Consider the following 24,279-nt stretch of genomic DNA (forward strand, 5'->3'; position numbering starts at 1 on the left):
GATCAAGGTCTGTTTCCGGCTGACAGACGTGCGGCGTTGCCGCGCTCAAGTCAAGGCCGGCCGTGCGGCGCGCCGCCAGATGACCCGCATTTCGGTGGCCACCGTCAGTCCCTTGCCCGAAGGCGACGTTTCCGGGGCAAGGGCCGCCACCAGCGCCTGGGTGTCCATGCCGGGCAAGGCGGCGAAGGCGTCGAACAGCCGCTCGGCCCCCTGCGCCGCCACCGGGATCAGCAGCGCCTGCCCGTCGGACTGCTTGAGCCGCCACAGGCGCTGGCCGCGGAGCGTGATCAGGCGAACCTCGTCCAGTTCGCGCAGCGAGACGAAACCGCCGGTGCCGGGGCCGAAGTAGCCCACCTGCCCCTCGTCGAGTTCGACCACGCCGGGCGCCTCGCCTCCTTGCGCAAACCGCAGGCGGCGCAGGGCCAGAAGGCCCAGCCCGGCCGCCAGCGCCAGCAGCAGCACCCCGGCCGGGATCAGGATGAACCCGCCCAGCAGGATGAACCACGCCCCCAGCAGGGCCAGCGCACCCGCCGCCGCAACCTCGCGCCAGCGCCACAGGGTCGCGCGCGCCTCGGGGCGGATCAGGTCCATGCGGGTCATTGCCAATCCCCCAGCGTCGCCTGCCACAGCGTCAGCGCCGCAACCGCCGCCGTGTCGGCCCGCAGGATGCGCGGGCCGAGGCTGGCCTGCACCACCTGCGGCATCCCCGCCAGAAGCGCCTGTTCGCCTTCGGAAAACCCGCCCTCCGGCCCGATCAGGATCGCCCAGGGGCCGGGCTCGCCGCCCCGCGGCAGGGCCTCGCGCACCCCGGCCAGATGTTCGTTGCACCACAGGATGCGCCGGTCGGCGGGCCAGTCGGCCAGCAGCCGGTCGAGGGCGGTCAGGTCGCAAACCTCGGGCACGAAGGTGCCGCCGCACTGCTCGGCGGCCTCGACGGCATGGGCCTGCAGGCGGTCCTGGCGGATGCGGTCGGCGTTGGTGAAGCGGGTCTGCACCGGGATGATGCGCGCGGCGCCCAGTTCGGCGGCCTTTTCCACGATGAAATCGGTGCGCGCCTTCCTGATCGGCGCGAACAGCAGCCAGAGGTCGGGCGGCATCTGGAGGGGCCGGCTCTGCGCCTCGCAGACCAGCACGCCGCCGCGCTTGCCCGCCTCGGCCACGGCCGCCCGCCACTCGCCATCCCGCCCGTTGAACAGCAGCACCGGCGCCCCGCGCGCCAGCCGCATCACGGCGAACAGGTAGTGCGCCTGATCGGGCGTCAGAGGAACGGCTTGCCCCGAACCAAGCGGCTGATCTACATAGAGTCGGATTTTCGCATCTGCCATGATGAGGGCACCCTATGACCCAACCGCCCCGAACGCCAGAGGCCGCCCCTTACGAGGATTTCGCGCCCGCAGGCCAGGTGGCCGACGCGCCGCGCGGCAACTGGGTGGATACGCTTGCCCCCGCCGCCAGCCGCCCCTTCCTGCGCCTGTCGCGGGCCGACCGGCCGATCGGGACATGGCTGCTGCTGATCCCGTGTTTCTGGGGGGTGGCGCTGGCTGCCGCCGCCGACCCGGCAGGCTTTCGCCGCTGGGATCTGTGGATCGTGGCGGGCTGCGCCATCGGGGCTTTCCTGATGCGCGGGGCGGGCTGCACCTGGAACGACATCACCGACCGCGACTTTGACGCCGCAGTAACGCGGACCCGCAGCCGCCCGATTCCCTCGGGTCAGGTGACGGTGCGGCAGGCGGCGGTGTGGATGGTGGTGCAGGCGCTGCTGGCCGCCCTGATCCTGTTCAGCTACAACGCGGCCAGCATCGCGCTGGGGCTGGCCTCGCTGGGGCTGGTGCTGGTTTACCCATTCGCCAAGCGGTTCACCTGGTGGCCGCAGGTGTTTCTGGGGCTGGCGTTCAACTGGGGGGCGCTTTTCGCTTTTGCCGCCCATGCGGGCACGCTCGCGCTGCCTGCGGTGGTGCTGTGGCTGTCGGGCATCGCCTGGACACTGTTCTATGACACGATCTATGCGCATCAGGACAAGGACGACGACGCGATGATCGGGGTGAAATCGACCGCGCGGCTGTTTGGCGCGCGCACCAAGCCGTGGCTGCGCGGGTTTCTGGTGGTTGCGGTGGTGCTGATGACGCTGGCGGTGCTGCTGGCGCTGCTGCCGGGCGACCCGTCGGCGCTGAAGCTGGCGCTGGCGCTGGCCGGGGTGTGGGGCTTTGGCTGGCACATGGCCTGGCAACTGACGCGGCTGGACACCGACGACCCGGACCGCTGCCTGATGCTGTTCCGGTCAAACCGCGATGCAGGGCTGATTCCTGCGCTGTTTCTTGCCGCCGCGGCACTGCTTTGATTGATCCGCACCCTGCAACGCCCTAAGGAGCAGGTGAAACAACGGAAAGTCCGCCGATGCGCCTCCCGAACACCATGATCGCGCCAGCCGCCTTTGCGGGGGCCGCCGTGCTGGCCGGGCTGGTTTCGTTCTGGGCGGCGATGGCAATCGAGCAGCGTTCGACCTCGGCGGTGACCTCGGTTCTGCTGGGCGACGGCATCACCTGGGCATCCGTGCGAAGCGACGGCCTTCAGGTGCAGTTGATCGGCACCGCCCCGAACGAGGCGGCGCGGTTTCGCGCGGTGAACCTGGCGGGCAGCATCGTCGATGCCGGGCGGGTCCGCGACCGGCTGGAGGTGACGCCGATCAAGGGCATCGAGGCGCCGCGCTTTTCGGTCGAGATGCTGCGCAACGGCGAAGGCATCTCGCTGATCGGCCTGTTGCCGCGCGGCGACCACCAGGAGGCGCTGACCGAGGGCGCGGTGGCGCTGGCGGGCGGGGCAGAGATTGCCGACATGCTGGAAACCACCGATTTCCCGGCCCCCGAAGGCTGGGATGCCGCGCTGGATTTCGGGATGGAGGCGCTGAAGATGCTTCCGCGATCGAAGATCTCGGTGGCAGCCGACCGGGTGGCGATCACCGCCATTTCCGACAGCGACGCCGAAAAGCGCAAGCTGGAAAGCGAACTGGCGCGGCGCAAGCCGGAAGGGCTCGCGGTCGAGATCAGCATTTCGGCACCACGCCCGGTGCTGACTCCCTTTACCCTGCGCTTCGTCAAGGACGCCGACGGCGCGCGCTTCGATGCCTGTTCCGCCGACACGCCGCGCGCCCGCGACCGCATACTGGCCGCCGCGACCAGGGCCGGCGTGATGGGCAAGACCGCCTGCACCGTCGGCCTTGGCGTGCCGAGCCCGAGCTGGGCCGAGGCGGCAGAGGCCGCGATCCGTGCGGTGGACGCGCTGGGTGAAGGGTCTGTCACCTTCTCGGATGCCGACGTGACGCTGCTGGCCTCGGTGGAAACGCCGCAGGCGGTGTTCGATACCGTGGTGGGCGAATTGCAGACTGCGCTGCCGCCGGTGTTTTCGCTGAAGGCGACGCTGCCGCCGCGCCCGGTAGCCACGCCGCAGGGGCCGGCCGAATTCACCGCCACGTTGAAGAAGAACGGGCAGGTGCAGTTGCGCGGACGACTGACCGACGATCTGCTTCGCGCCGCGGTGGACAGCTTTGCCCGCGCCCAGTTCGGCGCGACGCAGGTCTATACCGCCACGCGGCTGGATGCCGATCTGCCCGACGGCTGGCCGGTGCGGGTGCTGGCGGGGCTGGAGTCGCTGGCGCAACTGGCCGAGGGCACGCTTCTGGTGCGCGCCGATACGGTCGAGGTGGCCGGGGTCACCGGATCGCAGGACGCCCGCGCCCGCATCGCGCAACTGCTGTCGGCCAAGCTGGGCCAGGGCCAGACCTTCAAGGTCGCCGTGACCTATGACGAGCGGCTGGACCCGCTGGCCGCCCTGCCGTCGCCGCAGGAATGCGTGTCGCGGCTGAATGCGGTGCTTGCGGCGAACAAGATCACCTTCGCGCCGGGCTCGGCTGAAATCGACGGCGCGGCCGGGGTGACGCTGGATGCGCTGACGGGGATTCTGGGCGAATGCCCGGAGTTGAAGCTGGAAATCGCGGGCCATACCGACTCGCAGGGCAGCGAAGAAGGCAATCGAGCGCTGAGCCAGGCCCGAGCCGAGGCCGTGCTGCTTGCACTGCAAGGCCGCCGCGCCCCGGTGCTGGGGCTGACCGCGCTGGGCTATGGCGAAACCCGGCCGCTGGCCGACAACGGCAGCGAGGCCGGGCGCGAAGCCAACCGGCGCATCGAGTTCACCCTGCTGGAATCGGGTGAGGCGGCAGACGACGCCGATCCGGCCGCCGCCAGTGCCGATGCCCCCGCCGATGCCCCCGGGGCCGAATCAACCGATTCCGCCCCTGCCGCCGGTGCGGTACCCGAAGGCCGGACAGGTCCAGACGGCGCGGCGGCCGTGGCGCCCGATGCCGCCGCCCCACCAGCGCCGCCCGCAGCGGCGGAAAATGACGCCCGCGCACCCGTGACGCCCGCCGGCGACCCGGATTTCTCGGGCGACGACAGCCCTTCGGTCGCGCCGGCCGAGGCCACGCTGAAACCCCGGCCGCGCCCGGCCCGCCCGTGACGAAACCTGACCAGGGATCCCCATGAACCGCATCGAATTCATCATCGTCACGGCCATCATCCTGTTCGTGGCGTTCGGCCTGGGTTGGTTCACCTACTGGTTGCTGCACCGCTTCTCCCGGGTCTCCGGCGGCGACATGGGCGAGCTTGACCGGATGGCGCAGTCGCTGCACGAGGCCGAGGAAATGCGCGATCAGACGGTGATCTATCTGGAACAGCGCGAGGCCGAGTTGTCGAACCAGATCGCCCAGACCGAAGCCGAACTGCGCGCCGCGATGGAAGGTCTGCGCGATGCCCGCCACGAGGCCGAGGAAATGCGCGCCTATATCGAGCGGATGCACTCCAACGGATAGGCGGGGTCAGAGGCCGCCCAGGCAGGTTCCGGTCAGGGCAGAGCCCGCGTCGGCAAGATCGTCGATCACGTCGAAATGATGCTTGCCGGGCGAGACCGTCCACGGGCAGGACCAGCTTTCCGACAGGGTGCGCGCCTGCCACAGGAACGCCGGGCGTTCCTGCCCGCCGACCCAGACATGCGCCTGACACCCCGGCCGCAACCGGTGGCGCGCCGGGCTTTCGGCGGCCGCCTCTGGCGCGTCGAGCCGCAGCTTCTCGTTCATGCCGGTCAGGATCAGCGGCGAAAGCTCGGCCAGGGGCGAGATCGGCACGACGCGGGCGATGCGCGCCGCGGGTGCCTCGGTGCAGCCCATCCGGGCGGCAAGGTGCCCGCCCGCCGAATGGCCGGTGACCACCAGCGGGCCCGCGACCTCTGCCGCGATGGCGGATACCGCCTGACCGATCTCGCGGGTGATGGCGGCGATCCGCGCGTCGGGGGCAAGGGTGTAGGAAGGCAGGGCACAGGCCCAGCCCCGTGCCAGCGCCCCGGCCGCCAGATGCGACCAGTCCTGCCGCCCGAAGGCCATCCAGTAACCGCCGTGGATGAACACCAGGCAACCGCGCGGCGCGGCTTCCGGCAGGAACAGGTCGAACCGCTGCCGTTCGCCCGCGCCATAGGGCAGGCCCAGCCGGGCAGTGGCCGCATGTTTCGCGCGAAATGCCGCCGCCGCCTGCGCCCAGCGGACGGGAAAGGCGTCGGCGCCGGGGATGAAGGCCCCGTTGGTGTAGGCGCGATCCATGTCCATTCGACGGTCCTTTCCTCGGGGAACTGGACATTCCCCCATCGGCCATGCTTTTTCATACCCTAAACCGAAATGGGAGGCCACGATGCTTGATTCCGTCACAGACCTGCGCGCGCTGCTGAAAGACCCCTCGCTGCTGGCGACAAAGGCCTATGTCGCGGGGGAGTGGATCGACGCCGACGACGGCTCCACCTTTCCGGTGACCAACCCGGCACGCGGCGACGTGATCTGCACCGTGCCGAACCTGTCGCGCGCCGAAACCGCACGGGCAATCGCCGCCGCCGAGGTGGCCCAGAAAGACTGGGCCGCCCGCCCGGCCAAGGAACGCGCCAACATCCTGCGCGCCTGGTTCAACCTGATGATGGCCAATCAGGATGACCTTGGCCGCATCCTTACCGCCGAGATGGGCAAGCCGCTGGCCGAGGCCAAGGGCGAAATTGCCTATGGCGCGTCGTTCATCGAATGGTTCGCCGAGGAGGCCAAGCGCGTCTATGGCGAAACCATCCCCGGCCACATGCGCGACAAGCGCATCACCGTGCTGAAACAGCCGATCGGGGTGGTCGGCTCGATCACGCCGTGGAACTTCCCCAACGCGATGATCACCCGCAAATGTGGCCCGGCGCTGGCAGCAGGCTGCGGCTTCGTCGCCCGCCCCGCCGCCGAGACGCCGCTTTCGGCGCTGGCGCTGGCGGTGCTGGCGGAACGGGCGGGGCTGCCTGCGGGGATATTTTCGGTCATCACCTCGAAGCGGTCTTCCGACATCGGCAAGGAGTTCTGCGAGAACCCGATCGTGCGCAAGCTGACCTTCACCGGCTCGACCGAGGTCGGGCGCATCCTGCTGCGGCAGGCGGCCGACCAGGTGATGAAATGCTCGATGGAGCTGGGCGGCAACGCGCCCTTCATCGTGTTCGACGATGCCGATCTGGATGCGGCGGTTGATGGGGCGATGGCGTCGAAGTTCCGCAACAACGGCCAGACCTGCGTCTGCGCCAACCGGATCTATGTGCAGGCCGCGGTCTATGACGCCTTTGCCGCGAAACTGGCGGCGGCGGTGAAGAAGCTCAACGTCGGTGACGGGCTGACCGAAGGGGTGACCACCGGGCCGCTGGTCAACATGGATGCGGTGACCAAGGTCGAGGAGCACATCGCCGACGTGCTGGCCAAGGGCGGCAGCATCGTCACCGGCGGCGCGCGGCACGCCCTTGGCGGGTCGTTCTTCGAGCCGACCGTCGTGACCGGCGTCACCTCGGACATGCTGGTGACCAACGAGGAAACCTTCGGACCGCTGGCGCCGCTGTTCAGGTTCGACACCGAGGAAGAGGTGATCGAGCGCGCCAATGCCACGATCTTCGGCCTCGCCTCGTATTTCTACGCCCGAGACATCGGACGCATCACCCGCGTGCAGGAGGCGCTGGAATACGGCATCGTCGGGGTCAACACGGGAATCATCTCGACCGAGGTTGCGCCGTTCGGCGGCGTCAAGCAATCCGGCCTGGGACGCGAAGGCTCGCACCACGGGATGGAGGACTATCTGGAGATGAAATACATCTGCCTGTCGATCTGATGCGGAGGGGGCGGGGCGCAGGCCACCGCCCCCCGTTCGGCACGGGTTAGCAGCCATGCATGAGCTGTCAGGCAGGCGCCAAACGCGCAAGGCAGCCGAGCGCACAAAAGCAAACGGGGGCGGCTTTCGCCACCCCCGCCTGTCATTCAAACCTGATGGAAATCAGGCAAGAATCAGGTTCATCGCCGATTCACGACCGTCGCGGCCGGATTCGATGTCGAACGTCACGGCCTGACCATCGGCCAGTTCGCGGATGCCGGCACGTTCCAGCGCAGAAACGTGAACGAACACGTCACGGTTGCCGTTCGCGGGGGCGATGAAACCAAAACCTTTGGTTGCGTTGAACCATTTCACGGTGCCATTGGCCATCGTGATGTCTCCTTCTTTTTTCGCCACCCACAAAACGCGATGGCCCGGCATAGTCACATCAAGATCGAGACCTGCGCCGAAAGGAAACAGAAGATCGATAGAGAAAGCGTTGCCCGACCTTCATAGCCCCATTGCCTCTCCGGCACAAGGGGGCATGGGAAATCATTCCGGCGGGTGGCCCGCTCGGCTCGCGGCCGTGACAAGGCGCTGGCCCGCCGGGCGCGCATCGGGCAATAAAGATGCGGGCGGGCCAAGGTTCGGCCTCTGGCCCGCGTCTGACCTGTCGAGATGCTGATGGATACGCCCGATGCAACCCTGGCTTCCGCCGCCGCCGGTGGCGACCGCGCCGCGTTCGGCGCGCTGCTGGCACGGCATTACGACCGGGTGTTCGGCCTGTGCTGGCGGCTGACCGGCAGCCGGGCCGAGGCGCAGGATCTGGCGCAGGACATCTGCGCCGCCCTGCCCGCCAAGCTGCGCGGCTGGCGGGCAGAGGCGCGCTTTACCACCTGGCTTTACCGCGTCACGGTGAACGCCGCCCATGACCTGCGCCGCAGGCAGGCGGTGCGGGCGCGCGCGGCCTCGGGCTGGGGCGACTGGGAAATCGCCCGGCAGGAAGAAATGGCCGAGGCGGCGGCGGCGCAGGACTGGCTTGCCACCGCGATGACCCGCCTGCCGCCCGAATTGCGCGATACCGTGGCGCTCGTGCTGGGCGAAGACATGACACAGGCCGAGGCCGCGCAGGTGCTGGGCCTGTCGGAAGGCACCATCGCCTGGCGGATGTCGGAGGTGAAGAAGCGCCTGCGCATCCTCGCCGCCAAGGAGGCCGCGACATGACCGACGATCTGGAAACCCTGAAGGCCGCCCTGCGCGCCACCCCGCCCGCCGATCCCGCCGGGCGCGAGGCGGCGCTGCGGCTGGCGATGGAAAATTATGACAGGCTCCAAGGATCGGGCGATGGCTCACGTCCCAATCCCGACCGCCCCTCGACGGCGGGGTTGCTGAACGGAGTGCGTTCCATGCTGAAATCCCTTTCCTCACGCCGTATCCTGGCTGCCACCACGTCGGTCGCGGCGCTGTGCCTTGGCCTTGTCGTCGTGCTGCCGTTGCGAGACGACGCGCCCGTGAACGAGACGGTTGCGGTGACCGCCCGGCCGGAGGTTGCTGTCGCCCCGCCGCTGGCCGGGGGCACCCCGCAGGACTACGCCGCCGCCACCGCCGATGTGCCTCAGGTCGAGGCGGATCAGGAAATGATGGCAGAACCGGCACCGGCGATCGTGGGCGGGGCCGCGCCGGAAAGCTATGCCGCAGCCCCGCAGACCGCCACACGCGACCTTGCCGCCAAGCATGGTGTCGGCATGGCCCCGCCGATGATGGAAATGGCGCCGCAAGCGCAGGAAAACACCGAAAGCTTCGCCAATGCAGGGGCGAACCCGGTCAAGGTGACGGCGGAAGAGCCGGTTTCCACCTTCTCGGTCGATGTCGATACCGCCAGCTATGCCATCGTGCGGTCCTCGCTGATGACGGGCGCGCTGCCCCCGGCAGAGGCGGTGCGGATCGAGGAGATGGTGAACTATTTCCCCTACGCCTATCCCGCACCCGCAGCCGGGGAAGCGCCGTTCCGGCCGACCGTGACGGTGCTGCCGACGCCCTGGAACTCCGGCACAAGGCTGGTGCATGTGGCGCTGCAAGGGCGGCTGCCCGCGCTGGCCGACCGGCCGCCGCTGAATCTGGTGTTCCTGATCGACACCTCGGGGTCGATGCAGGATGCGAACAAGCTGCCGTTGCTGCAGCAGTCGCTGCGGCTGATGCTGGGGCAACTGCGCGCGCAGGATCAGGTGGCCATCGTCGCCTATGCCGGATCGGCGGGCGAGGTGCTGCCGCCCACCCCGGCGTCGGACAGTGCGGCGATCCTTGGCGCGCTCGACCGGCTGGCGGCAGGCGGGTCCACCGCCGGGGCGGAAGGGCTGGCGCTGGCCTATCAGGTGGCGGGCAACATGGCAGCGGCGGGCGAGGTCAGCCGGGTGCTGCTGGCGACCGACGGCGATTTCAACGTGGGCATCGACGACCCGGAGGGGCTGGCGGCCTACATCGCCAGGCAGCGCGACACGGGGATATACCTTTCGGTGCTGGGCTTCGGGCGCGGCAATCTCGACGATGCCACAATGCAGGCGCTGGCGCAAAGCGGCAACGGGCAGGCGGCCTACATCGACACGCTGAACGAGGCGCGCAAGGTGCTGGTCGATCAGCTTTCCGGCGCGCTGTTCCCGATTGCCAACGACGTGAAGATCCAGATCGAATGGAACCCGGCGACCGTCGCCGAATACCGCCTGATCGGCTATGAAACCCGCGCGCTGCGGCGCGAGGATTTCAACAACGACAAGGTCGATGCGGGCGAGATTGGTGCCGGCCACGCGGTGACGGCGATCTACGAGGTCACAGCACCTGGCAGCCCCTCCCTGCTGAACGACCCTTTGCGCTACGGCACCGCCGCACCCGTCGCCGGGAATGGCGAGCTTGGCTTCCTGCGCTTGCGCTACAAGGCACCGGGCGAGACTGTCTCGGCGCTGATCGAGGTGCCGATTGCCGAAGGCGAGGCCGCCGGGGACGACGTGCGCTTCGGCGTGGCGATGGCCGGGTTCGGGCAGATGCTGACCGGGGCACGCTATCTGGGCGACTGGGGTTGGGATCAGGCGATCCAGCTGGCACTGGGGGCACGCGGGGAAGATGCGTTCGGCTACCGCATCGAGGCGGTGAACCTGATGCGGATGGCGCAATCGCTCGACGCCCAATGACGCGAAAGGCCCCGGGGGCAAACCCGGGGCCTTTGCGGACGATCAGCGGTTGGCCCTTGATCGCCGGGGAGACCGGACGCCCCAGCGCGGGGCACCACGGATCAGGCGGTTGCGGTTTCGACGGCGCGGGCTTCCAGCGCCTTGGGCTCCTGCGCCGGACGGGCAATCTCGATCCGGCGGGGTTTCAGCGCCTCGGGGGTTTCACGCACCAGGTCGATGTGCAGCATCCCGAGTTCATGCACCGCCCCGGTCACCCGCACATGGTCGGCCAGCGCGAAGCGGCGCTCGAAGGCGCGGGTGGCGATGCCACGGTGCAGGTAGGTCCGCCCGGTGTCATCCTCGGCGGTCTTGCGGGCGGCGACATGCAGCGTGCCGTCGCGCACCTCGACCGACAGGTCATCGGCGGCGAACCCGGCCACCGCGACCGAGATGCGGTAGGCGTTGTCGGCGGTCTTTTCGATGTTGTAGGGCGGGTAGGTCGGCTGCGCCACGTCGGAGGTCAGCGCACGGTCCATCAGGTCGGCAATCCGGTCGAAGCCGACGGTGGCACGGTAGAGCGGGGCAAAATCATAGGTTCGCATCGTCATCCTCATCAAGCGATGGTTGCGCCCTGCCACAGGGTCAGGACAACCGGGCCCGTCATGGCACCCGGTCGCCACATGATCTGGGAAAACCGCCCTGCCGGTTCAAGAGGGGTCAGGGGCTGCCGGGGCGCAAAAATTTCGCGCCGCCGGTCTGTCCGGCGGTCTGCGACCCGCTCAGCAGCCGCGCGCCTGGGATGACGCGCTGGAACACACCGTCGCTGCTGCCCGCAAGTTCCGCCCGCAGCGCCTCGAGCGGCGCCTCCAGCGCCGTGCCCAGCGCCACCTGCCGACCGTCCACCACCGCCTTGGCCGACACCACCGAAACCACCCGCGCCACCCCGTCGCGCACCGAAAAGATCGGCGCGCCGGACGATCCGAAATCGACGTTGCACGACAGCACAAGCACGCCGGGCTGCCGGCCCAGCACGTGGCAGACCTCTTGCAGGCTGGGGGCCTCGGCCCTGTCCTGCGCATAGGACACCACGCCGACCTCGTCGCCCTTGGCCGGGCGCGGATCGGTCTCGAACGGGGTGATCGAGGGCAGGCGGATCGGCTGGTCAAGCTGGATCAGCGCGATGTCATAGGCCACCCGCACCAGCTTTTCGTGGCCGCCATAGACATATTCCGGATGCGCCACAGCCCGGCGCACGCCGCGATAGGCCGCCGCCCGGCCATTGCGCCACCCTGCCAGAAACTCGATCTCGGACGGGTCGATGCGCGCGCCGGTCACCTTGTCGAACAGGCAATGCGCCGCCGTAAGCACCAGATCGGTCGCGATCAGCGCGCCGGTGCAGAACCCCTTGCGCCCCAGGTTCAGCCGCCCCACGCCCTCCCAGCCGCGGCTGTCGTCGCCGGTCGCCAGCTGGCGCAGCGGGCTTTCCTGCGCGCGGCCGGGCAGGCCGAGGCCCAGACAGAGGATCAGAAGCAGGATCAGACGCATGTCACCTCCGGGCAATCGTCTGGACAGACACCGCCATTGCGGCGGATTTATGGCCGCTGCCCGGTCATCCCGTCCAGCCCGCGCGGCTTCGGCCCGCCCAGCGCCCAGTCGAGCAGTTCCACCGTATGCACCACCGGCACATGGCTGGCCGACCCGATCTGGATCATGCAGCCGATGTTGCCCGCGGCGATCAGGTCGGGGGCCTTCGCCTCCAGCGTCTGCACCTTGCGCGCCCGCAACTTCTGCGAAATCTCGGGCTGCAACAGGTTGTAGGTGCCGGCCGACCCGCAGCACAGATGGCTGTCGGCCGGTTCGACCACCTCGAACCCCACCCGTCTCAGCAGATCCTTCGGCGTGGACTTGATCTGCTGGCCGTGCTGCAGCGAACAGGCCGAATGATAGGCGACACGCAGGCCCTTCGCCGCGCCCTCGGGCAGGCCGATCCGCTCCAGCAACTCGGTGATGTCGAGCGCCATGCCCGAGACTTCGGCCGCATCCGCCGCCAGCGGGCCGTTGCGGAACATGTGGCCGTAATCCTTGATCGTGGTACCGCAGCCCGAGGTATTGATCACCACCGCATCCAGCCCCCCCGCCCGCTTTTCCGCCATCCAGGCCGCGATGTTGTGCACCGCCAGATCGAATGCCTGATCCTCCTTGCCCATGTGATGCGTCAGCGCCCCGCAGCACCCCATGCCGCGCGCCACCACCACCTCGCATCCCAGCCGCCGCAACAGCCGGATGGTGGCATCGTTGATGTCGGTGTTCAGCGCCTTCTGCGCACAGCCGGTCAGCAGCGCCACCCGCATCCGCCGCTCGCCTTCGGCGGCAAACACCTGCGGCGCGTCGTTCGGGCTTACGGGGGGCGAGACCTTGGGCACCATCGCCACCATCGCCCGCAGCCGCGCATCCGGCATCAGGAACGCGAAGGGCCGCGCCACCCGCGCCCCCCACAGCGCCAGCCGGAACCGCGCCGGATAGGGCAGGGTATGCGCCAGCAGCCAGCGCAGCGCCCGGTCCATCAGCGGCCGCCTGTAGGTCCGCTCGATATGCGCGCGCGCCAGATCGACCAGATGCATGTAATGCACGCCCGAGGGGCAGGTCGTCATGCAGGCAAGGCACCCCAGACAGCGGTCAATGTGCTTCACGGTCTTTACGTCCGCGTCCCGCCCGGTTTCCAGCATGTCCTTGATCAGGTAGATCCGGCCGCGCGGGCTGTCGAGCTCGTCGCCCAGCACCTGATATGTCGGGCAGGTCGCGGTGCAGAAACCGCAATGCACGCAGGTGCGCAGAATCTGATTGGCGGTCGCAAGGCCGGGGTCGCGCAACTGCTCGGGGGTGAAACTGGTCTGCATCGGTGCTCCTCAGACCATCAGGCCGGGGTTGAGTATGCCGCGCGGGTCGAACTTCGCGCGCAGCCCCGCCGCAAGCGCGGCCAATGGCGCCGGTTCGGGGTGAAACGCCGCCAGCCGCGCCCTTGTGTCCGGCCCGGCCCGCAGCAGCGTCGCATGACCGCCGAACGGCCCAAGCCGCGCCCGCAGATCGATCCCCGGCGCCATCAGCGCCCAGATCAGCCCGCCGGCCCAGTCGTAAAGCACCGCCTCCGCCCCCAGCCGCGCCGCGATGCCCGCCGCCTCCGACGGCTTCACCGACAGCCGCCAGACATCGCCCTCGCGGCCGTGAAACGGCGCCACATCGCGAATGCCCGCCCAGCGCGCCGCCCCGTCCTCGCGCTCCACCGCCCCAAACCCCGCCAGCAGCGCCGCCAGCCGCCCGGCGCGGTAGGCGACCGAGGCCGCAAAGCCCTCGATCCGCAGAAACGTCCCCTGCCCCGGCCAGTGCGCCGCCCCCGAGACCTCGAAAGGCGACCCCATCGCCGCCGCCATCGCCGCCACCGCCCGCGCGTCCGGCAACCCGTGCAGCACAAGCGTCGCCGCAGCCTCCGGCACCGGCAGCAGCTTGAAGCTGACCTCGGTCAACACCCCCAGCGTGCCCCAGGACCCCGCCATCAGCTTGACCAGATCATAGCCGGTGACGTTCTTCATCACCCGCCCGCCATTCCTGATCACCACGCCCTCGCCGGTAACCAGCCGCACCCCGATCAGGCTGTCGCGGCAAGCCCCCGCCTGCAACCGCCTTGGCCCCGAGGCATTGGCCGCCACCACCCCGCCCAGCGTCGAGACCCCTTGCGTTCCGAGCAACCCGCGCATGTCGGGCACCTCGAAGGGCAGGCGCTGCCCTTCCGCCGCCAGCATCGCCTCCACCTCGGCCAGCGGCGTCCCCGCCTGCGCCACCAGCGTCAGCGCCCCCGGCTCGTAAAGCGAAATCCCCGCCAGCCCGCCGGTCTCCAGCACCGCCCCCGGCCCCGGCCGCCCCACGCCCCGCGTGCCACCGCCCAGGATGCGCAACGGCCCGGCGGCCCCCCGCACCGCCTCGGCAAGTTCGGCCTCGGTCACTGGGCGCATCCCCATCCCCTTCTTCTGTTCACAAGTATCCTCGGGGGGTCCGGGGGGCAGACGGCCCCCCCGGCGCCGGTCACGCCGCACGCCGCCCGGCCGTCGCGGCCAGCGGAAACACCTTGGCCGGGTTCAGAAGCCACCTCGGGTCGAACACGTCCTTCACCCGCAACTGCGCCTCGATATCGTCCGGCGAGAACTGCACCGACATCAGGTCGCGCTTCTCGATCCCCACGCCATGCTCGCCGGTCAGGCAACCCCCGACCTCGACGCAGAGCTTCAGGATCTCGGCGCCGAACGCCTCGCACAGTTCCAGATCACCAGGCTTGTTGGCATCGAACAGGATCAGCGGATGCATGTTGCCGTCGCCCGCGTGGAACACGTTGGCCACGTCCAGCCCGTAGTCCTTCGACATTTCGGCAATCCGGCGCAGCACGAAGGGCAGGCTCGACACCGGAATCGTGCCGTCGAGGCACATGTAGTCGTTGATGCTGCCCATCGCCCCGAAGGCCGACTTGCGGCCCAGCCAGATCTTCTTGCTTTCCGCCTCGGACCGGCTTTCGCGGAACTCGACCGGGTTGTGGCGCAGCGCGATGGTCCTGATCTTGGCCAGTTGCTCGTCGATCTCGGCGGGCGAGCCTTCGACCTCGACGATCAGCAGCGCCTCGCAATCAGGGTAGCCCGCGTGGGCGAAGGCCTCGGTGGCGCGGATGCAGGGGCGGTCCATGAACTCGATGGCAACCGGCAGGATGCCCGCCTTGATGATGTCGGACACGCAGGCCCCCGCCACCTCGTTGGCATCGAAGCCGATCAGCACCGGGCGCGCCCCTTCGGGCTTGGGCAGGATGCGCAGCGTGGCTTCCGTAACCACGCCGAGTTGCCCCTCCGAGCCGCAGACCACCCCCAGCAGATCCAGCCCCGGCGCGTCGAGATGCGCGCCGCCGATCTCGACCACCGTGCCGTCCATCAGCACCATGGTCACGCCCAGAAGGTTGTTGGTCGTCACACCGTATTTCAGGCAATGCGCCCCGCCGGAGTTCATCGCAATGTTGCCCGCAATCGCGCAGGCGAGCTGGCTCGACGGGTCGGGGGCGTAGAAGAAACCGTCCGCCTCTACCGCGCCGGTCACGCTGAGGTTGGTGCGCCCGGACTGCACCCGGATGAAGCGGTTGGGGTAATCGGTCTCGATCACGCCGTTCAGCCGCGCGACGCCGAGGATCACGCAATCGGCGGTCGGCAGCGCACCGCCTGCAAGGCTGGTGCCCGAGCCGCGCGGCACCACCGGCACGCCCTCCTCGAAGCAGACCCGCAGCACCGCCGCGACCTCGGAGGTGGACCGCGGCAACACGGCAGCCAGCGGCGGGCAGCGGTAGGCGGTCAGCGCATCGCATTCATAGGCACGGGTTTCGGCCGGGTCATCCACCACCGCATCGCGAGGTAGCACCCCAAGCAGACGCTCCACGATCCGGGCCTTGCGGGCAAGGATCGCGGGGTTGGGTATCGGCATGTCCATGGCGGCCCTCCCGGCGGTATTGGTAAATTAATATAACCAATTTGCCGCTTTGGCAAGCGTTCCGCTTCTGGGTAAGGTGCGGGCATGGAAATGATGACACGCCTTGCCCCCTTTGGTCTGGCCGACGCCGCTGCGGTGGGGTTTCTGCTGGCGGTCTGGCTCGGGCTGGGCTGGCTGGTGGAACATCCGCCCGCCGGGCGCATGTCGGTCTCGATGCTGATGGCCGAGTATCGCCGCGACTGGATGCGCCAGTTCGTGACGCGCCAGCCGCGCATCTTCGATGGCGCGGTGATCGACAGCCTGCGGCAGGGCACTGCCTTCTTCGCCTCGGCCAGCATGATCGCGATCGGCGGCGGCATCGCATTGCTGGGCAACTCCGACCGGGTGGCGGGGCTGGCGCAGGATCTGACGCTGGGGATCGCAGCACCTGTGATCGAGATCAAGGTGATCCTCGTGCTGCTGCTGGTCGCCAATGCCTTCCTGAAGTTCGTCTGGTCGCACCGGCTGTTCGGCTATTGCTGCATCCTGATGGCGGCAGTGCCGAACGATCCCGCCGACCCGCTTGCCTATCACCGCGCTTCGCAGGCGGCCGAGGTCAACATCACCGCTGCTCGAAGCTTCAACCGGGGACTGCATTCGGTCTATTTCGCACTGGGCGCGCTGGGGTGGCTGCTGGGGCCGCTGGCGCTGGTGCTGGCCACGCTGGTCACCGCAGCGGTGCAGATCCGGCGCGAGTTCGCCTCGGCCTCGCGCGTCGTCATCCTGCAACGGGCCGCGCCTTAAGCGTTGCGGCGCACGCCGAAGCGGCCTTCGCGCAGCCAGGCCGCCAGCGCCAGCCCGGCGGCGAGCAGCAGCCACAGCCAGCCCGGCAGCAGCGCCGCCACCCGGATGTCCTGCGTGACATAGGCACCGCGCGGGGTGATGCCGATCCAGCCGCGCCCCGCCGCGACCCGGCCTTCGCGCACGGTGCGGATGTCGGGCGCGCCATCCTCCAGCCGCAGGATGCCGCCGCCGGTCGGGTCGGTCACCGAGGAAAGCTTGTCGCCGCTGGCGATGGTTTCCTCGAATTCCTTCGGAGCCGAGGGGCCGACGGCGACCACCGCCGCAAGCTCGCCCTGCGCCAGACGGTAAAGGCCGACGACGGGTGCTGCAAACGTCGCCGCATAGGTGCCGGGCGACACCTCGGGCATTGCCAGCAGGGTCTCGCTGCCATCCGGGCCGGTGATCGTCACATCCCCCGGCGGAGTTTCGGCGATGGAGCGGCGGGTGATCGTCAGGCCCTGACCATCGGCCAGCGCGGTCAGCGCCTCCTCCTCCAGTTCGGGTTCCTTCATCATCCAGTGCGCCAGCCGCCGCAGCAGTTCAAGCTGCGGCCCGCCGCCTTCGTAGCCGCGCCCCCAGAGCCAGGCGTGGTCGGAGGCCATTACCGCCACGCGCCCCTCACCTTCCCGCGCCAGCACCAAAAGCGGCCGGTCGCCCGCGCCCTGCATCACCACCTGCCCGCCGGGGCGGGCGGAAATCTCGATCTGGCGGAACCAGCGGCCCCAGCCACCTTCGGGGGCCAGCGCTTCCAGCCCCTGCGTCACCGGGTGGCGGCGGCCAAGGTCGGTCAGCGCGGGGCGGAAGCCTTCCTCGATCACCCGGCTGGTCGCCTCGACCGGCAGGATTTCCGACAGGGGGGAACGCCACAGGCTGTCGGCAGTGCCGAACTCCGGCCCGGCCGCCACCAGCACCGTGCCGCCCTTTCGGACGTAATCGCGCACGTTTTCAAGGTAGGAGGTCGGCAGGATGCCGCGCAGCCGGTAGCGATCGAAGATGATCAGATCGAATTCCTCGATCTTTTCCACGAACAGCTCACGCGTCGGAAAGGCGATCAGCGACAGTTCCGAGACCGGAATCCCGTCCTGCTTTTCGGGCGGCCGCAGGATGGTGAAATGCACGAGATCCACCGAGGGGTCGGATTTCAAGAGGTTGCGCCAGACCCTTTCGCCCGCATGCGGCTCGCCCGAGACGAGCAGCACCCGCAGCCGGTCGCGCACGCCGTTGATCGACACGACGGCGGCGTTGTTGCGGTCGGTCAACTCGCCCTCTGCCACGGCGACCTGGAATTGCAGCACGTTCATGCCGCCATGCGGCAGGGTGACGGGCAGTTCCAGATCCTCGCCCACCGGCACGCGGTAGGTCTGCGGCTCGCCGCCATCGACGGCAATCGACAGGTCGGCGCCGGTGCCAAGGCCGACAGGCACCGCGCCCTGATCCTCGATCCGCAGGATCAGCGTGACCGGCTCGCCCAGAATGGCGAAGGCAGGGGCGTTGCGGACCACAAGGCGGCGGTCCCAGTCCTGCGCCTGGCCGGTCAGCAGCACATGCAGGGGGGCGGGCATTTCAGGGGCCAGTGGCATGTCATGCGCCTGCCCGTCGGTGATCAGGATCGCCCCGGCCACCCTTGCACGGGGTTCTTCGGCCAGCGCCTCGGCCAGGGCCGTCATCAGTTGCGTGCCCGCGTCGCCGTCGCCGTCGCCCACGCGCACCACGCGCAACTCGGTGTTTTCCAGTGCCGCCACCTCGGCCTGCACCGCCGTCAGCGCGGCGGCGGTCTGGTCGGGGCGGGTGCCGATCTGCTGGCTGGCGCTGTCGTCCACCACCGCAATCACGATGTCGGACAGGGGGGCGCGGTCTTCTTCCTGCAAGGACGGGTTGGCCAGCGCCGCCAGCACCGCCACCGCCGCCAGCCCGCGCAGCCACCAGCCCGCCAGCCCGCGCCACAGTGCGAAGCCGACCAGCACCGCCGCCAGCACCGCCAGCGCCCAAAGCGCCACCATCGGCAGCAGCGGGTCGAAGACCACGGTTCCGGTCATGCGCGCGCCCCCATCAGTTGCCCAGCCGTTCCAGCAGGGCCGGCACATGCACCTGATCGGATTTGTAATTTCCGGTCAGCACATGCATGATCAGGTTGACCCCGAAGCGGTAGGCGATCTCGCGTTGCCGCTCGCCCGCGTAGCCGCGCCCCACAGGGAACATCGCCACCCCGCGCCCGTCCACCGCCCAGGCCGAAGCCCAGTCGTTGCCGCCGATCACCACCGGCGTCACGCCGTCGTTCAGGTTGCGAAAGGGCATCCCCTCGGCCTGTTCGGCATCGGGTGGGGCAGCCTCGACCCAGAGTGCTGCGCCGGTGTAGCGGCCGGGATAATCCTGCAGCAGATAGAAGGTCCGGGTCAGCACATGGTCGGGCGGCACCTGTTCCAGCGGCGGGATGTCAAGCGGCGCGGCCAGCCGTTGCAGGTGCTGCGCCTCGGGCGTGCTGCGCCCCCCCATGTCGCCGTCGCGGGTGTCGAACAGGATCAGCCCGCCGGACCGCAGGTAACGGTTCAGCTTGGCATAGGCGGCGGGCGAGGGCAGCGCCTGCGCCGTGGTGACCGGCCAGTACAGGAAGGGAAAGAACGCCAGTTCGTCCGATTCAAGATTGACCCCGATCGGGTCGGCCGGTTCGACCGAGGTGCGCTCGAACAGGCGCAGGCCAAGGCCGCGCAGGCCGGCCTCGGCCACCTCGTCCACCCGTTCGTCATCGGTGATGACATAGCCCAGACGGACCTCGGTCGTGGCCTCCAGCGCGAAGGCGTCGTCGGCACGGGCCTCCGGCGCGGGGACCAGCAGCAGCAGCACAAGCGAGGCGCGGATCGCGCCAACCCGGCCGGTCAGCCGCCCCGAGATCCACAGCGCCGCCAGAATGTCGATCAGCAAGAGCCCCAGCGCACCACCGAGGAACGCGCCCTTCAGCGCCTGTTCGCGGGCCGCCTCAAGCCCCTCGACCGCGACGGTCGCGGGCCATTCGGCGGCCACCAGCGTGGTGTCGGCATTGATCACGTTCAGCGCCACGCGGCGGTCATCCCCGGCATAAAGCCCCGGCGCCAGTCCGGGGCCGGGGGTGCCCTGCGCCAGCGCCTCGCCAGCCACCCCGGCCAGCTCGCCCGCGTCGGAGGGCACGCCGAAAGCATCCAGCACCACCTCGGGCACCCAGACCCGCCCGGCGAGATCTTCGGCCTCGGGGGCTGCGGGCCGGGTGGAAACCGCCAGCCGTTCCAGCATCTGCACGAACAGGCCCGACAGCGGCAGGCTGGACCATTCGGCATTCGCCGTCACATGCACCAGCACCACCTGACCCTGCCCAACGGCCTTGCGCGTCACCAGCGGCGTGCCGTCGGCAAGGGCAGCGATGGTGCGCGACGCCAGATCGGGGTCGGGCTGGGCCAGCACCTGCGCGGTCACTGTCACCTCGGCGGGCACCGGCAGGCCGAAGAACGGGCTGGTTTCGGCAAAGGTCGCCAGCGCCTTCGGCTCGCCCCAGCTCATCGCGCCGCCGACCGTGCGCCCGCCTTCGCGCAGGCGCACCGGCATCAGCGGGTCTTCCGCACTGCGCGACACATCCGAGGCGGCAAGGCGTGGCCCGGCAAAGCGCAAGAGCAGGCCGCCCTTGTCCAGCCAGTCGAGAATGCCATCGGTTTCATCGGGCGACAGGCGGGCCACGTCGGCCAGCACGATCACGTCGGGGCTGGCGAGCAGGATGTCGGCAAGCGTGCCGTCGATCAGGTCGGCCACCGGTTCCAGCGCCTGCCGCAGGTAGTGGGTGGGCGAGAGAAGCTGCAACCCTTCGCGGTCATCACGCCCGGCGATCAGCGCGACCTTGCGGCGCTTCAGGCTGTCGTCGGTCAGGCTGACCGCGCCGGCCGACCGCACCCCCGCAATCTCGAACCGCGACAGGCGGTTGCGCAGTTCGGGCGGCAGGCTGAGGGCGGTTTCGGCGGTGGCGGACCCGGCTGCGAAGTCGAGCGTCACACGGGCCAGTTCCCGCTCGATCCCCGCAGGGTCGAGCCCGCGCGCCGACACCTCGGCCTGCACGGCGTCGGCTGCGGGCAGGCGCAGGGCGGAAAGCTGCACCGCGCCATCGGCAAACCCGGCAGGCCGCAGCGCAAGCACCGGGCGCGGGCTCTGGAACACCGTCACCGCGCCCCGCTCGCCAAGGGCGGCCAGCAGGGTGTCGCGGCCGGGATGGTCGAGCCCGTCCGACAGCCAGAAACTGGCGAACCGGCCTTCGGGCAGCGCCCCGGCCCAATTGGCGGGCGATGGTGCCCAGGGCTGCGGCGCAAGCCCGGTCAGCCGCCCGGCCCAGGCATTGGCCGCCTGAAACTGCGGGGTCTCGGCCGCATCGGTCAGGCGCAGCACGGCGATGGGGCGGCCCTCGCGCCCCGCCTCCTCGACCAGCGCCGTTGCCCGGTCGATCCGGCGCGGCCAGTCGCGGGCGTCGGCCCAGCCGCCATCGAACAGCACCAGCAGCGGGCCGGTCCCGGCCTGCCGTTCCTTAGGGTTCAGCACCGGCCCGGCAAAGGCGATGATCGCCGCCGCAATCGCCGCCGCGCGCAGCAAGAGCAGCCACCACGGCGTCTTGTCGGTTTCCACCTCGTCATCGGTCAGGCCCAGCAGCAGCGCCACGCCCGGGAACCGACGCCGGATCGGCGCGGGCGGCACGGCGCGCAGGATCAGCCACAGCACCGGCAGCGCGACCAGCGCCAGCAGGATCAGCGGCGCAGTAAACCCGATGGGGCCCAGCATCCACATCAGCCCGCCCTTTCCAGCGCCGCATACAGCCACAACAGCACCGGCTGCGCCGCCGTGCCGGTGTGGTGACACTGGTAGTGCCAGCCCGAGGCGCGGGCCAGCGTTGCCAGCCGTTCCTTGCGCTCGGCCAGCCGTGCCAGATAGCGGCCGCGCAGGTCGCCCGCCCGCAGGGTCTCATGGCGCAGGCTGCCGCCCATCGACTCGAATATGGTGCGGCCGTCGAACGGGAAATCCTCTTCGGCCGGGTCGAGCACCTGGCACAGCACGCCGCGCACCCCCCGGTCGGTGGCGCGGCCAAGGGCGGTCTCGATCCCCGCCAGATCGCCAAGGAAATCCGACAGGAACACGGCGCGGCCATGGCTGACCATGCCTGCGGTTTCCGGCGCGCCATAGTCGGCGGCTGAGTCCGCCTCCAGCGCGTCGGCGATGCGGGGAAGCTGCATCCGGCCGGACCGGGGCGGGGCGGCGTCGCCCGCCAGCCCGACCCGCTCGCCGCCGCGCAAGAGCAGCACCGCCAGCGCCAGCGCCAGCAGCCGTGCGCGGTCGGCCTTGGGGGGGCGCGACCCTGCGCCGGTGAACGACATCGACTTCGACCCATCGACCCACAGCGTCACCGTCTGCGCTGCCTGCCATTCGCGTTCACGCACGAAATGGGCATCCGACCGGGCCGAACGACGCCAGTCGACCATCCGCGCGGAATCTCCGGCATGGGCCGGGCGGTATTGCCAGAACTCGTCGCCCATCCCCGCCCGCCTGCGCCCGTGATCGCCAAGGATCACCGTCGCGGCCAGATGCTCGGCGGCCGCCAGCAGCGGCGGCAGGGCCTGGCCCAGCGACTCGGCACGGACGCGAAGGGGGGCGGCTGCGCTCACGCCGCCGCCTCGAGGCCCAGCGTGCGGGCGGCCACGCCGTCGATCAGCGAGGCGAGGCTTTCGCCCCGCGCCCGGGCCGCGAACGAAAGCGCCATGCGATGCGTCAGCACCGGGCGCGCCAGCGCAGCGACATCGGCGACCGAAGGCGCCAGCCGACCGTCGAGCAAGGCCCGCGCTCGCACCGTCAGCATCAGTGCCTGCGCCGCGCGCGGGCCGGGGCCCCAGGACAGCATGTCGGTCAGCGCCACGCCTTCCGGCTCGCCGGGGCGGCAGGCGCGCACCAGATCAAGGATCGCCTCGACCACCGAATCCCCGACCGGCATCCGCCGGATGATGCCCTGCGCGGCAATCAGTTCGTCGGCGGCAAACACCTGATGCACCTGCGCATCCTCGGCCCCGGTGGTGGCGATCAGGATGTCGCGTTCAGTGGCGCGGGTCGGATATTCGACATCGACCTGCACGAGGAAGCGGTCAAGCTGTGCCTCGGGCAGCGGATAGGTGCCTTCCTGCTCGATCGGGTTCTGGGTCGCCAGAACGTGGAACGGGCGGCCCAGCGGGCGGTGCTGGCCCGCGATGGTGACCTCGCGTTCCTGCATCGCCTGCAGCAGCGCCGACTGGGTGCGCGGGCTGGCGCGGTTGATCTCGTCGGCCATCAGAAGCTGGCAGAAGATCGGCCCCTCGATGAAGCGGAAGGCGCGGCCCCCGTCGGGCGTGGAGTCGAGCACTTCAGACCCCAGAATGTCGGCGGGCATCAGGTCGGGGGTGAACTGGATGCGGCTGCCCTTCAGCCCCATCACGGTGGACAGCGTATCGACCAGCCGGGTCTTGCCCAGCCCCGGCAAGCCCACCAGCAGCGCATGGCCGCCGCACAAGAGCGACGCCAGCACCAGATCGACCACCTTTTCCTGCCCGATGAAGCGGCGGTTGATGCTGGCCTTGGCTTCGGTCAGCCGGTCGCCAAGGGTTTCGATCTGCGCGATCAGGGCGTCGGCCATGGCAGGATGCTCCGCTTGGGTTTATCATATCATTAGACCGAACTATGCCGCCCGGCACAAATGGCAAAAAGCATGTGGGGACAAATGATCGTGAAACCTTCGGCAGAGGGGGTGATGGCCTCGGTGCAGGCCGCGACGGGGGCGAAGAAGGGTCCGCCGCCGGTGCACCTGTGGAACCCGCCGTTCTGCGGCGACCTTGACATGCGGATCGCGCGGGATGGAACGTGGTTCTACCTTGGCACCCCGATCGGGCGCGAACCGCTGGTGCGGCTGTTCTCGTCGATCCTGAAGCTGGAAGGGGGCCGCTATTACCTTGTGACGCCGGTGGAAAAGGTCGGCATCACGGTGGATGACGCGCCGTTTCTGGCGGTCGATTTCACCGCGACCGGCGCCGGGGCTGCGCAGGATCTGACCTTTGTCACGAAGACCGGCGACGAGGTCTCGGCAGGGCCGGATCATCCGATCCGCGTCGTGCGCGACGCCGAAACCGGCGAGCCCTCGCCCTATGTCATGGTCCGCGCCGGGATGGAGGCGCTGATCGACCGCAAGTCGTTCTACCGGCTGGTGGAGCTTGGCACGCACGACGACGGCTGGTTCGGGCTGTGGTCGGGGGGCGTGTTCTTCCCGGTGATCCCCTCGGCCGATCTGCCCTGACCCTCGGCCCCTTGCCGCGCCCGCCCGCATCGCTATCATGCGCCGGGATCAATTGCCCGCCCGACAGGAGTCTGCCATGACCATGAAAGCCCCCGAGACCGAAGTGGTCACGAAGTGGAAGGTTGCCTGCGATGGCGGCGGCAGCGCCTTCGGGCATCCCCGCGTCTGGCTGACGATTCCCGAAGATCCCGGCTGGGTGGAATGCGGCTATTGCGACAAGCGGTTCGTGATCGACAAATCGGCGGCGCACGACCACTAGTCGCGCACCGCCACACCGAACCGCCCG

General features: G+C 69.5%; 22 protein-coding genes. 9 read left to right on the forward strand and 13 right to left on the reverse strand.

Annotated elements, in window-relative coordinates; all coding sequences use genetic code 11:
* Window positions 1-45 precede the first annotated feature (45 nt).
* Entirely contained in the window at window positions 46-600 is a 555-nt protein-coding gene (locus RNZ50_19200) for a hypothetical protein (protein ID MDT8857122.1), read from the reverse strand.
* Window positions 597-1,325, reverse strand: coding sequence for a 16S rRNA (uracil(1498)-N(3))-methyltransferase (locus RNZ50_19205; protein ID MDT8857123.1), 729 nt, complete (start codon window positions 1,323-1,325; stop codon window positions 597-599). Before RNZ50_19205 ends, RNZ50_19200 begins: the two co-directional genes overlap by 4 nt.
* Window positions 1,326-1,339: 14 nt before the next feature.
* Here RNZ50_19205 and ubiA point away from each other — a divergent pair, with 14 nt between their 5' ends.
* From ubiA to RNZ50_19220, 3 genes are read left to right on the forward strand one after another with little or no spacing between them, the layout of a single operon-like run.
* Entirely contained in the window at window positions 1,340-2,338 is a 999-nt protein-coding gene (gene ubiA, locus RNZ50_19210) for a 4-hydroxybenzoate octaprenyltransferase (GenBank protein ID MDT8857124.1), read from the forward strand.
* A gap of 56 nt (window positions 2,339-2,394) precedes the next feature.
* The gene (locus RNZ50_19215) at window positions 2,395-4,509 is read left to right on the forward strand and encodes an OmpA family protein (protein ID MDT8857125.1); all 2,115 of its coding nucleotides are present in this window, start codon (window positions 2,395-2,397) and stop codon (window positions 4,507-4,509) included.
* A 22-nt stretch (window positions 4,510-4,531) separates the two neighbouring features.
* Window positions 4,532-4,861 carry a hypothetical protein gene (locus RNZ50_19220; GenBank protein ID MDT8857126.1) on the forward strand — a complete coding sequence of 110 codons (330 nt, stop codon included), beginning with the start codon at window positions 4,532-4,534 and terminating at the stop codon, window positions 4,859-4,861.
* Window positions 4,862-4,867: 6 nt separating this feature from the next.
* On the opposite strand, the gene RNZ50_19225 is transcribed toward RNZ50_19220, so the two are convergent.
* Window positions 4,868-5,647, reverse strand: a complete 780-nt coding sequence (locus RNZ50_19225) for an alpha/beta hydrolase (protein MDT8857127.1) — start codon at window positions 5,645-5,647, stop codon at window positions 4,868-4,870.
* An 82-nt stretch (window positions 5,648-5,729) separates the two neighbouring features.
* Between RNZ50_19225 and RNZ50_19230 the strand changes: the two genes are divergently transcribed.
* Window positions 5,730-7,208, forward strand: coding sequence for an NAD-dependent succinate-semialdehyde dehydrogenase (locus RNZ50_19230; protein MDT8857128.1), 1,479 nt, complete (start codon window positions 5,730-5,732; stop codon window positions 7,206-7,208).
* A 162-nt stretch (window positions 7,209-7,370) separates the two neighbouring features.
* On the opposite strand, the gene RNZ50_19235 is transcribed toward RNZ50_19230, so the two are convergent.
* Window positions 7,371-7,577 carry a cold-shock protein gene (locus tag RNZ50_19235; GenBank protein MDT8857129.1) on the reverse strand — a complete coding sequence of 69 codons (207 nt, stop codon included), beginning with the start codon at window positions 7,575-7,577 and terminating at the stop codon, window positions 7,371-7,373.
* A gap of 294 nt (window positions 7,578-7,871) precedes the next feature.
* Here RNZ50_19235 and RNZ50_19240 point away from each other — a divergent pair, with 294 nt between their 5' ends.
* Entirely contained in the window at window positions 7,872-8,411 is a 540-nt protein-coding gene (locus RNZ50_19240) for an RNA polymerase sigma factor (protein MDT8857130.1), read from the forward strand.
* Window positions 8,408-10,369, forward strand: coding sequence for a VWA domain-containing protein (locus tag RNZ50_19245; GenBank protein MDT8857131.1), 1,962 nt, complete (start codon window positions 8,408-8,410; stop codon window positions 10,367-10,369). The genes RNZ50_19240 and RNZ50_19245 overlap by 4 nt, the downstream gene beginning before the upstream one ends.
* Before the next feature lie 101 nt (window positions 10,370-10,470).
* On the opposite strand, the gene RNZ50_19250 is transcribed toward RNZ50_19245, so the two are convergent.
* The 5 genes from RNZ50_19250 to RNZ50_19270 all read right to left on the reverse strand — a co-directional run bounded on the left by RNZ50_19250 (window position 10,471) and on the right by RNZ50_19270 (window position 15,859).
* On the reverse strand, window positions 10,471-10,950 hold the full coding sequence (locus RNZ50_19250) for an Hsp20 family protein (protein ID MDT8857132.1): 480 nt from the start codon (window positions 10,948-10,950) through the stop codon (window positions 10,471-10,473).
* A gap of 115 nt (window positions 10,951-11,065) precedes the next feature.
* Window positions 11,066-11,893 carry a trypsin-like serine protease gene (locus RNZ50_19255; protein MDT8857133.1) on the reverse strand — a complete coding sequence of 276 codons (828 nt, stop codon included), beginning with the start codon at window positions 11,891-11,893 and terminating at the stop codon, window positions 11,066-11,068.
* Window positions 11,894-11,940: 47 nt separating this feature from the next.
* A complete protein-coding gene (gene glcF, locus RNZ50_19260) occupies window positions 11,941-13,245 on the reverse strand; it encodes a glycolate oxidase subunit GlcF (GenBank protein MDT8857134.1) in 1,305 nt (434 codons plus the stop codon).
* Between the two features lie 9 nt (window positions 13,246-13,254).
* Window positions 13,255-14,355, reverse strand: a complete 1,101-nt coding sequence (locus tag RNZ50_19265; protein MDT8857135.1) for an FAD-binding protein — start codon at window positions 14,353-14,355, stop codon at window positions 13,255-13,257.
* A gap of 70 nt (window positions 14,356-14,425) precedes the next feature.
* A complete protein-coding gene (locus RNZ50_19270) occupies window positions 14,426-15,859 on the reverse strand; it encodes an FAD-linked oxidase C-terminal domain-containing protein (protein ID MDT8857136.1) in 1,434 nt (477 codons plus the stop codon).
* Between the two features lie 84 nt (window positions 15,860-15,943).
* Here RNZ50_19270 and RNZ50_19275 point away from each other — a divergent pair, with 84 nt between their 5' ends.
* Window positions 15,944-16,642: a DUF599 domain-containing protein gene (locus RNZ50_19275; protein ID MDT8857137.1), complete on the forward strand. Its 699-nt coding sequence runs from the start codon at window positions 15,944-15,946 to the stop codon at window positions 16,640-16,642.
* Here RNZ50_19275 and RNZ50_19280 read toward each other — a convergent pair.
* The 4 genes from RNZ50_19280 to RNZ50_19295 are packed head-to-tail and all read right to left on the reverse strand — an operon-like array spanning window position 16,639 to window position 23,339.
* Window positions 16,639-18,717, reverse strand: coding sequence for a glutamine amidotransferase (locus RNZ50_19280; protein MDT8857138.1), 2,079 nt, complete (start codon window positions 18,715-18,717; stop codon window positions 16,639-16,641). The two genes, RNZ50_19275 and RNZ50_19280, sit on opposite strands and share 4 nt — an antisense overlap.
* Before the next feature lie 13 nt (window positions 18,718-18,730).
* A complete protein-coding gene (locus RNZ50_19285) occupies window positions 18,731-21,472 on the reverse strand; it encodes a DUF4159 domain-containing protein (GenBank protein ID MDT8857139.1) in 2,742 nt (913 codons plus the stop codon).
* Window positions 21,472-22,344 carry a DUF58 domain-containing protein gene (locus RNZ50_19290; GenBank protein MDT8857140.1) on the reverse strand — a complete coding sequence of 291 codons (873 nt, stop codon included), beginning with the start codon at window positions 22,342-22,344 and terminating at the stop codon, window positions 21,472-21,474. Before RNZ50_19290 ends, RNZ50_19285 begins: the two co-directional genes overlap by 1 nt.
* The gene (locus RNZ50_19295) at window positions 22,341-23,339 is read right to left on the reverse strand and encodes a MoxR family ATPase (protein MDT8857141.1); all 999 of its coding nucleotides are present in this window, start codon (window positions 23,337-23,339) and stop codon (window positions 22,341-22,343) included. Before RNZ50_19295 ends, RNZ50_19290 begins: the two co-directional genes overlap by 4 nt.
* 84 nt (window positions 23,340-23,423) lie before the next feature.
* Between RNZ50_19295 and RNZ50_19300 the strand changes: the two genes are divergently transcribed.
* Both RNZ50_19300 and RNZ50_19305 read left to right on the forward strand, forming a co-directional pair.
* On the forward strand, window positions 23,424-23,993 hold the full coding sequence (locus tag RNZ50_19300) for a DUF1285 domain-containing protein (protein ID MDT8857142.1): 570 nt from the start codon (window positions 23,424-23,426) through the stop codon (window positions 23,991-23,993).
* 76 nt (window positions 23,994-24,069) lie between these two features.
* Window positions 24,070-24,252: a zinc-finger domain-containing protein gene (locus tag RNZ50_19305; protein MDT8857143.1), complete on the forward strand. Its 183-nt coding sequence runs from the start codon at window positions 24,070-24,072 to the stop codon at window positions 24,250-24,252.
* The last annotated feature ends 27 nt before the right edge of the window (window positions 24,253-24,279 follow it).

The sequence above is a fragment of the Paracoccaceae bacterium Fryx2 genome (assembly GCA_032334235.1).
Taxonomy (GTDB): Bacteria; Pseudomonadota; Alphaproteobacteria; order Rhodobacterales; family Rhodobacteraceae; genus JAVSGI01.

Excerpts from the sequence above, each read along its gene's own strand:
- RNZ50_19200 (MDT8857122.1), bottom strand. The coding sequence starts at position 600 with ATGACCCGCATGGACCTGATCCGCCCCGAGGCGCGCGCGACCCTGTGG.
- RNZ50_19205 (MDT8857123.1), bottom strand. The coding sequence starts at position 1,325 with ATGGCAGATGCGAAAATCCGACTCTATGTAGATCAGCCGCTTGGTTCG.
- ubiA (MDT8857124.1), top strand. The coding sequence starts at position 1,340 with ATGACCCAACCGCCCCGAACGCCAGAGGCCGCCCCTTACGAGGATTTC.
- RNZ50_19215 (MDT8857125.1), top strand. The coding sequence starts at position 2,395 with ATGCGCCTCCCGAACACCATGATCGCGCCAGCCGCCTTTGCGGGGGCC.
- RNZ50_19220 (MDT8857126.1), top strand. The coding sequence starts at position 4,532 with ATGAACCGCATCGAATTCATCATCGTCACGGCCATCATCCTGTTCGTG.
- RNZ50_19225 (MDT8857127.1), bottom strand. The coding sequence starts at position 5,647 with ATGGACATGGATCGCGCCTACACCAACGGGGCCTTCATCCCCGGCGCC.
- RNZ50_19230 (MDT8857128.1), top strand. The coding sequence starts at position 5,730 with ATGCTTGATTCCGTCACAGACCTGCGCGCGCTGCTGAAAGACCCCTCG.
- RNZ50_19235 (MDT8857129.1), bottom strand. The coding sequence starts at position 7,577 with ATGGCCAATGGCACCGTGAAATGGTTCAACGCAACCAAAGGTTTTGGT.
- RNZ50_19240 (MDT8857130.1), top strand. The coding sequence starts at position 7,872 with ATGGATACGCCCGATGCAACCCTGGCTTCCGCCGCCGCCGGTGGCGAC.
- RNZ50_19245 (MDT8857131.1), top strand. The coding sequence starts at position 8,408 with ATGACCGACGATCTGGAAACCCTGAAGGCCGCCCTGCGCGCCACCCCG.
- RNZ50_19250 (MDT8857132.1), bottom strand. The coding sequence starts at position 10,950 with ATGCGAACCTATGATTTTGCCCCGCTCTACCGTGCCACCGTCGGCTTC.
- RNZ50_19255 (MDT8857133.1), bottom strand. The coding sequence starts at position 11,893 with ATGCGTCTGATCCTGCTTCTGATCCTCTGTCTGGGCCTCGGCCTGCCC.
- glcF (MDT8857134.1), bottom strand. The coding sequence starts at position 13,245 with ATGCAGACCAGTTTCACCCCCGAGCAGTTGCGCGACCCCGGCCTTGCG.
- RNZ50_19265 (MDT8857135.1), bottom strand. The coding sequence starts at position 14,355 with ATGCGCCCAGTGACCGAGGCCGAACTTGCCGAGGCGGTGCGGGGGGCC.
- RNZ50_19270 (MDT8857136.1), bottom strand. The coding sequence starts at position 15,859 with ATGGACATGCCGATACCCAACCCCGCGATCCTTGCCCGCAAGGCCCGG.
- RNZ50_19275 (MDT8857137.1), top strand. The coding sequence starts at position 15,944 with ATGGAAATGATGACACGCCTTGCCCCCTTTGGTCTGGCCGACGCCGCT.
- RNZ50_19280 (MDT8857138.1), bottom strand. The coding sequence starts at position 18,717 with ATGACCGGAACCGTGGTCTTCGACCCGCTGCTGCCGATGGTGGCGCTT.
- RNZ50_19285 (MDT8857139.1), bottom strand. The coding sequence starts at position 21,472 with ATGTGGATGCTGGGCCCCATCGGGTTTACTGCGCCGCTGATCCTGCTG.
- RNZ50_19295 (MDT8857141.1), bottom strand. The coding sequence starts at position 23,339 with ATGGCCGACGCCCTGATCGCGCAGATCGAAACCCTTGGCGACCGGCTG.
- RNZ50_19300 (MDT8857142.1), top strand. The coding sequence starts at position 23,424 with ATGATCGTGAAACCTTCGGCAGAGGGGGTGATGGCCTCGGTGCAGGCC.
- RNZ50_19305 (MDT8857143.1), top strand. The coding sequence starts at position 24,070 with ATGACCATGAAAGCCCCCGAGACCGAAGTGGTCACGAAGTGGAAGGTT.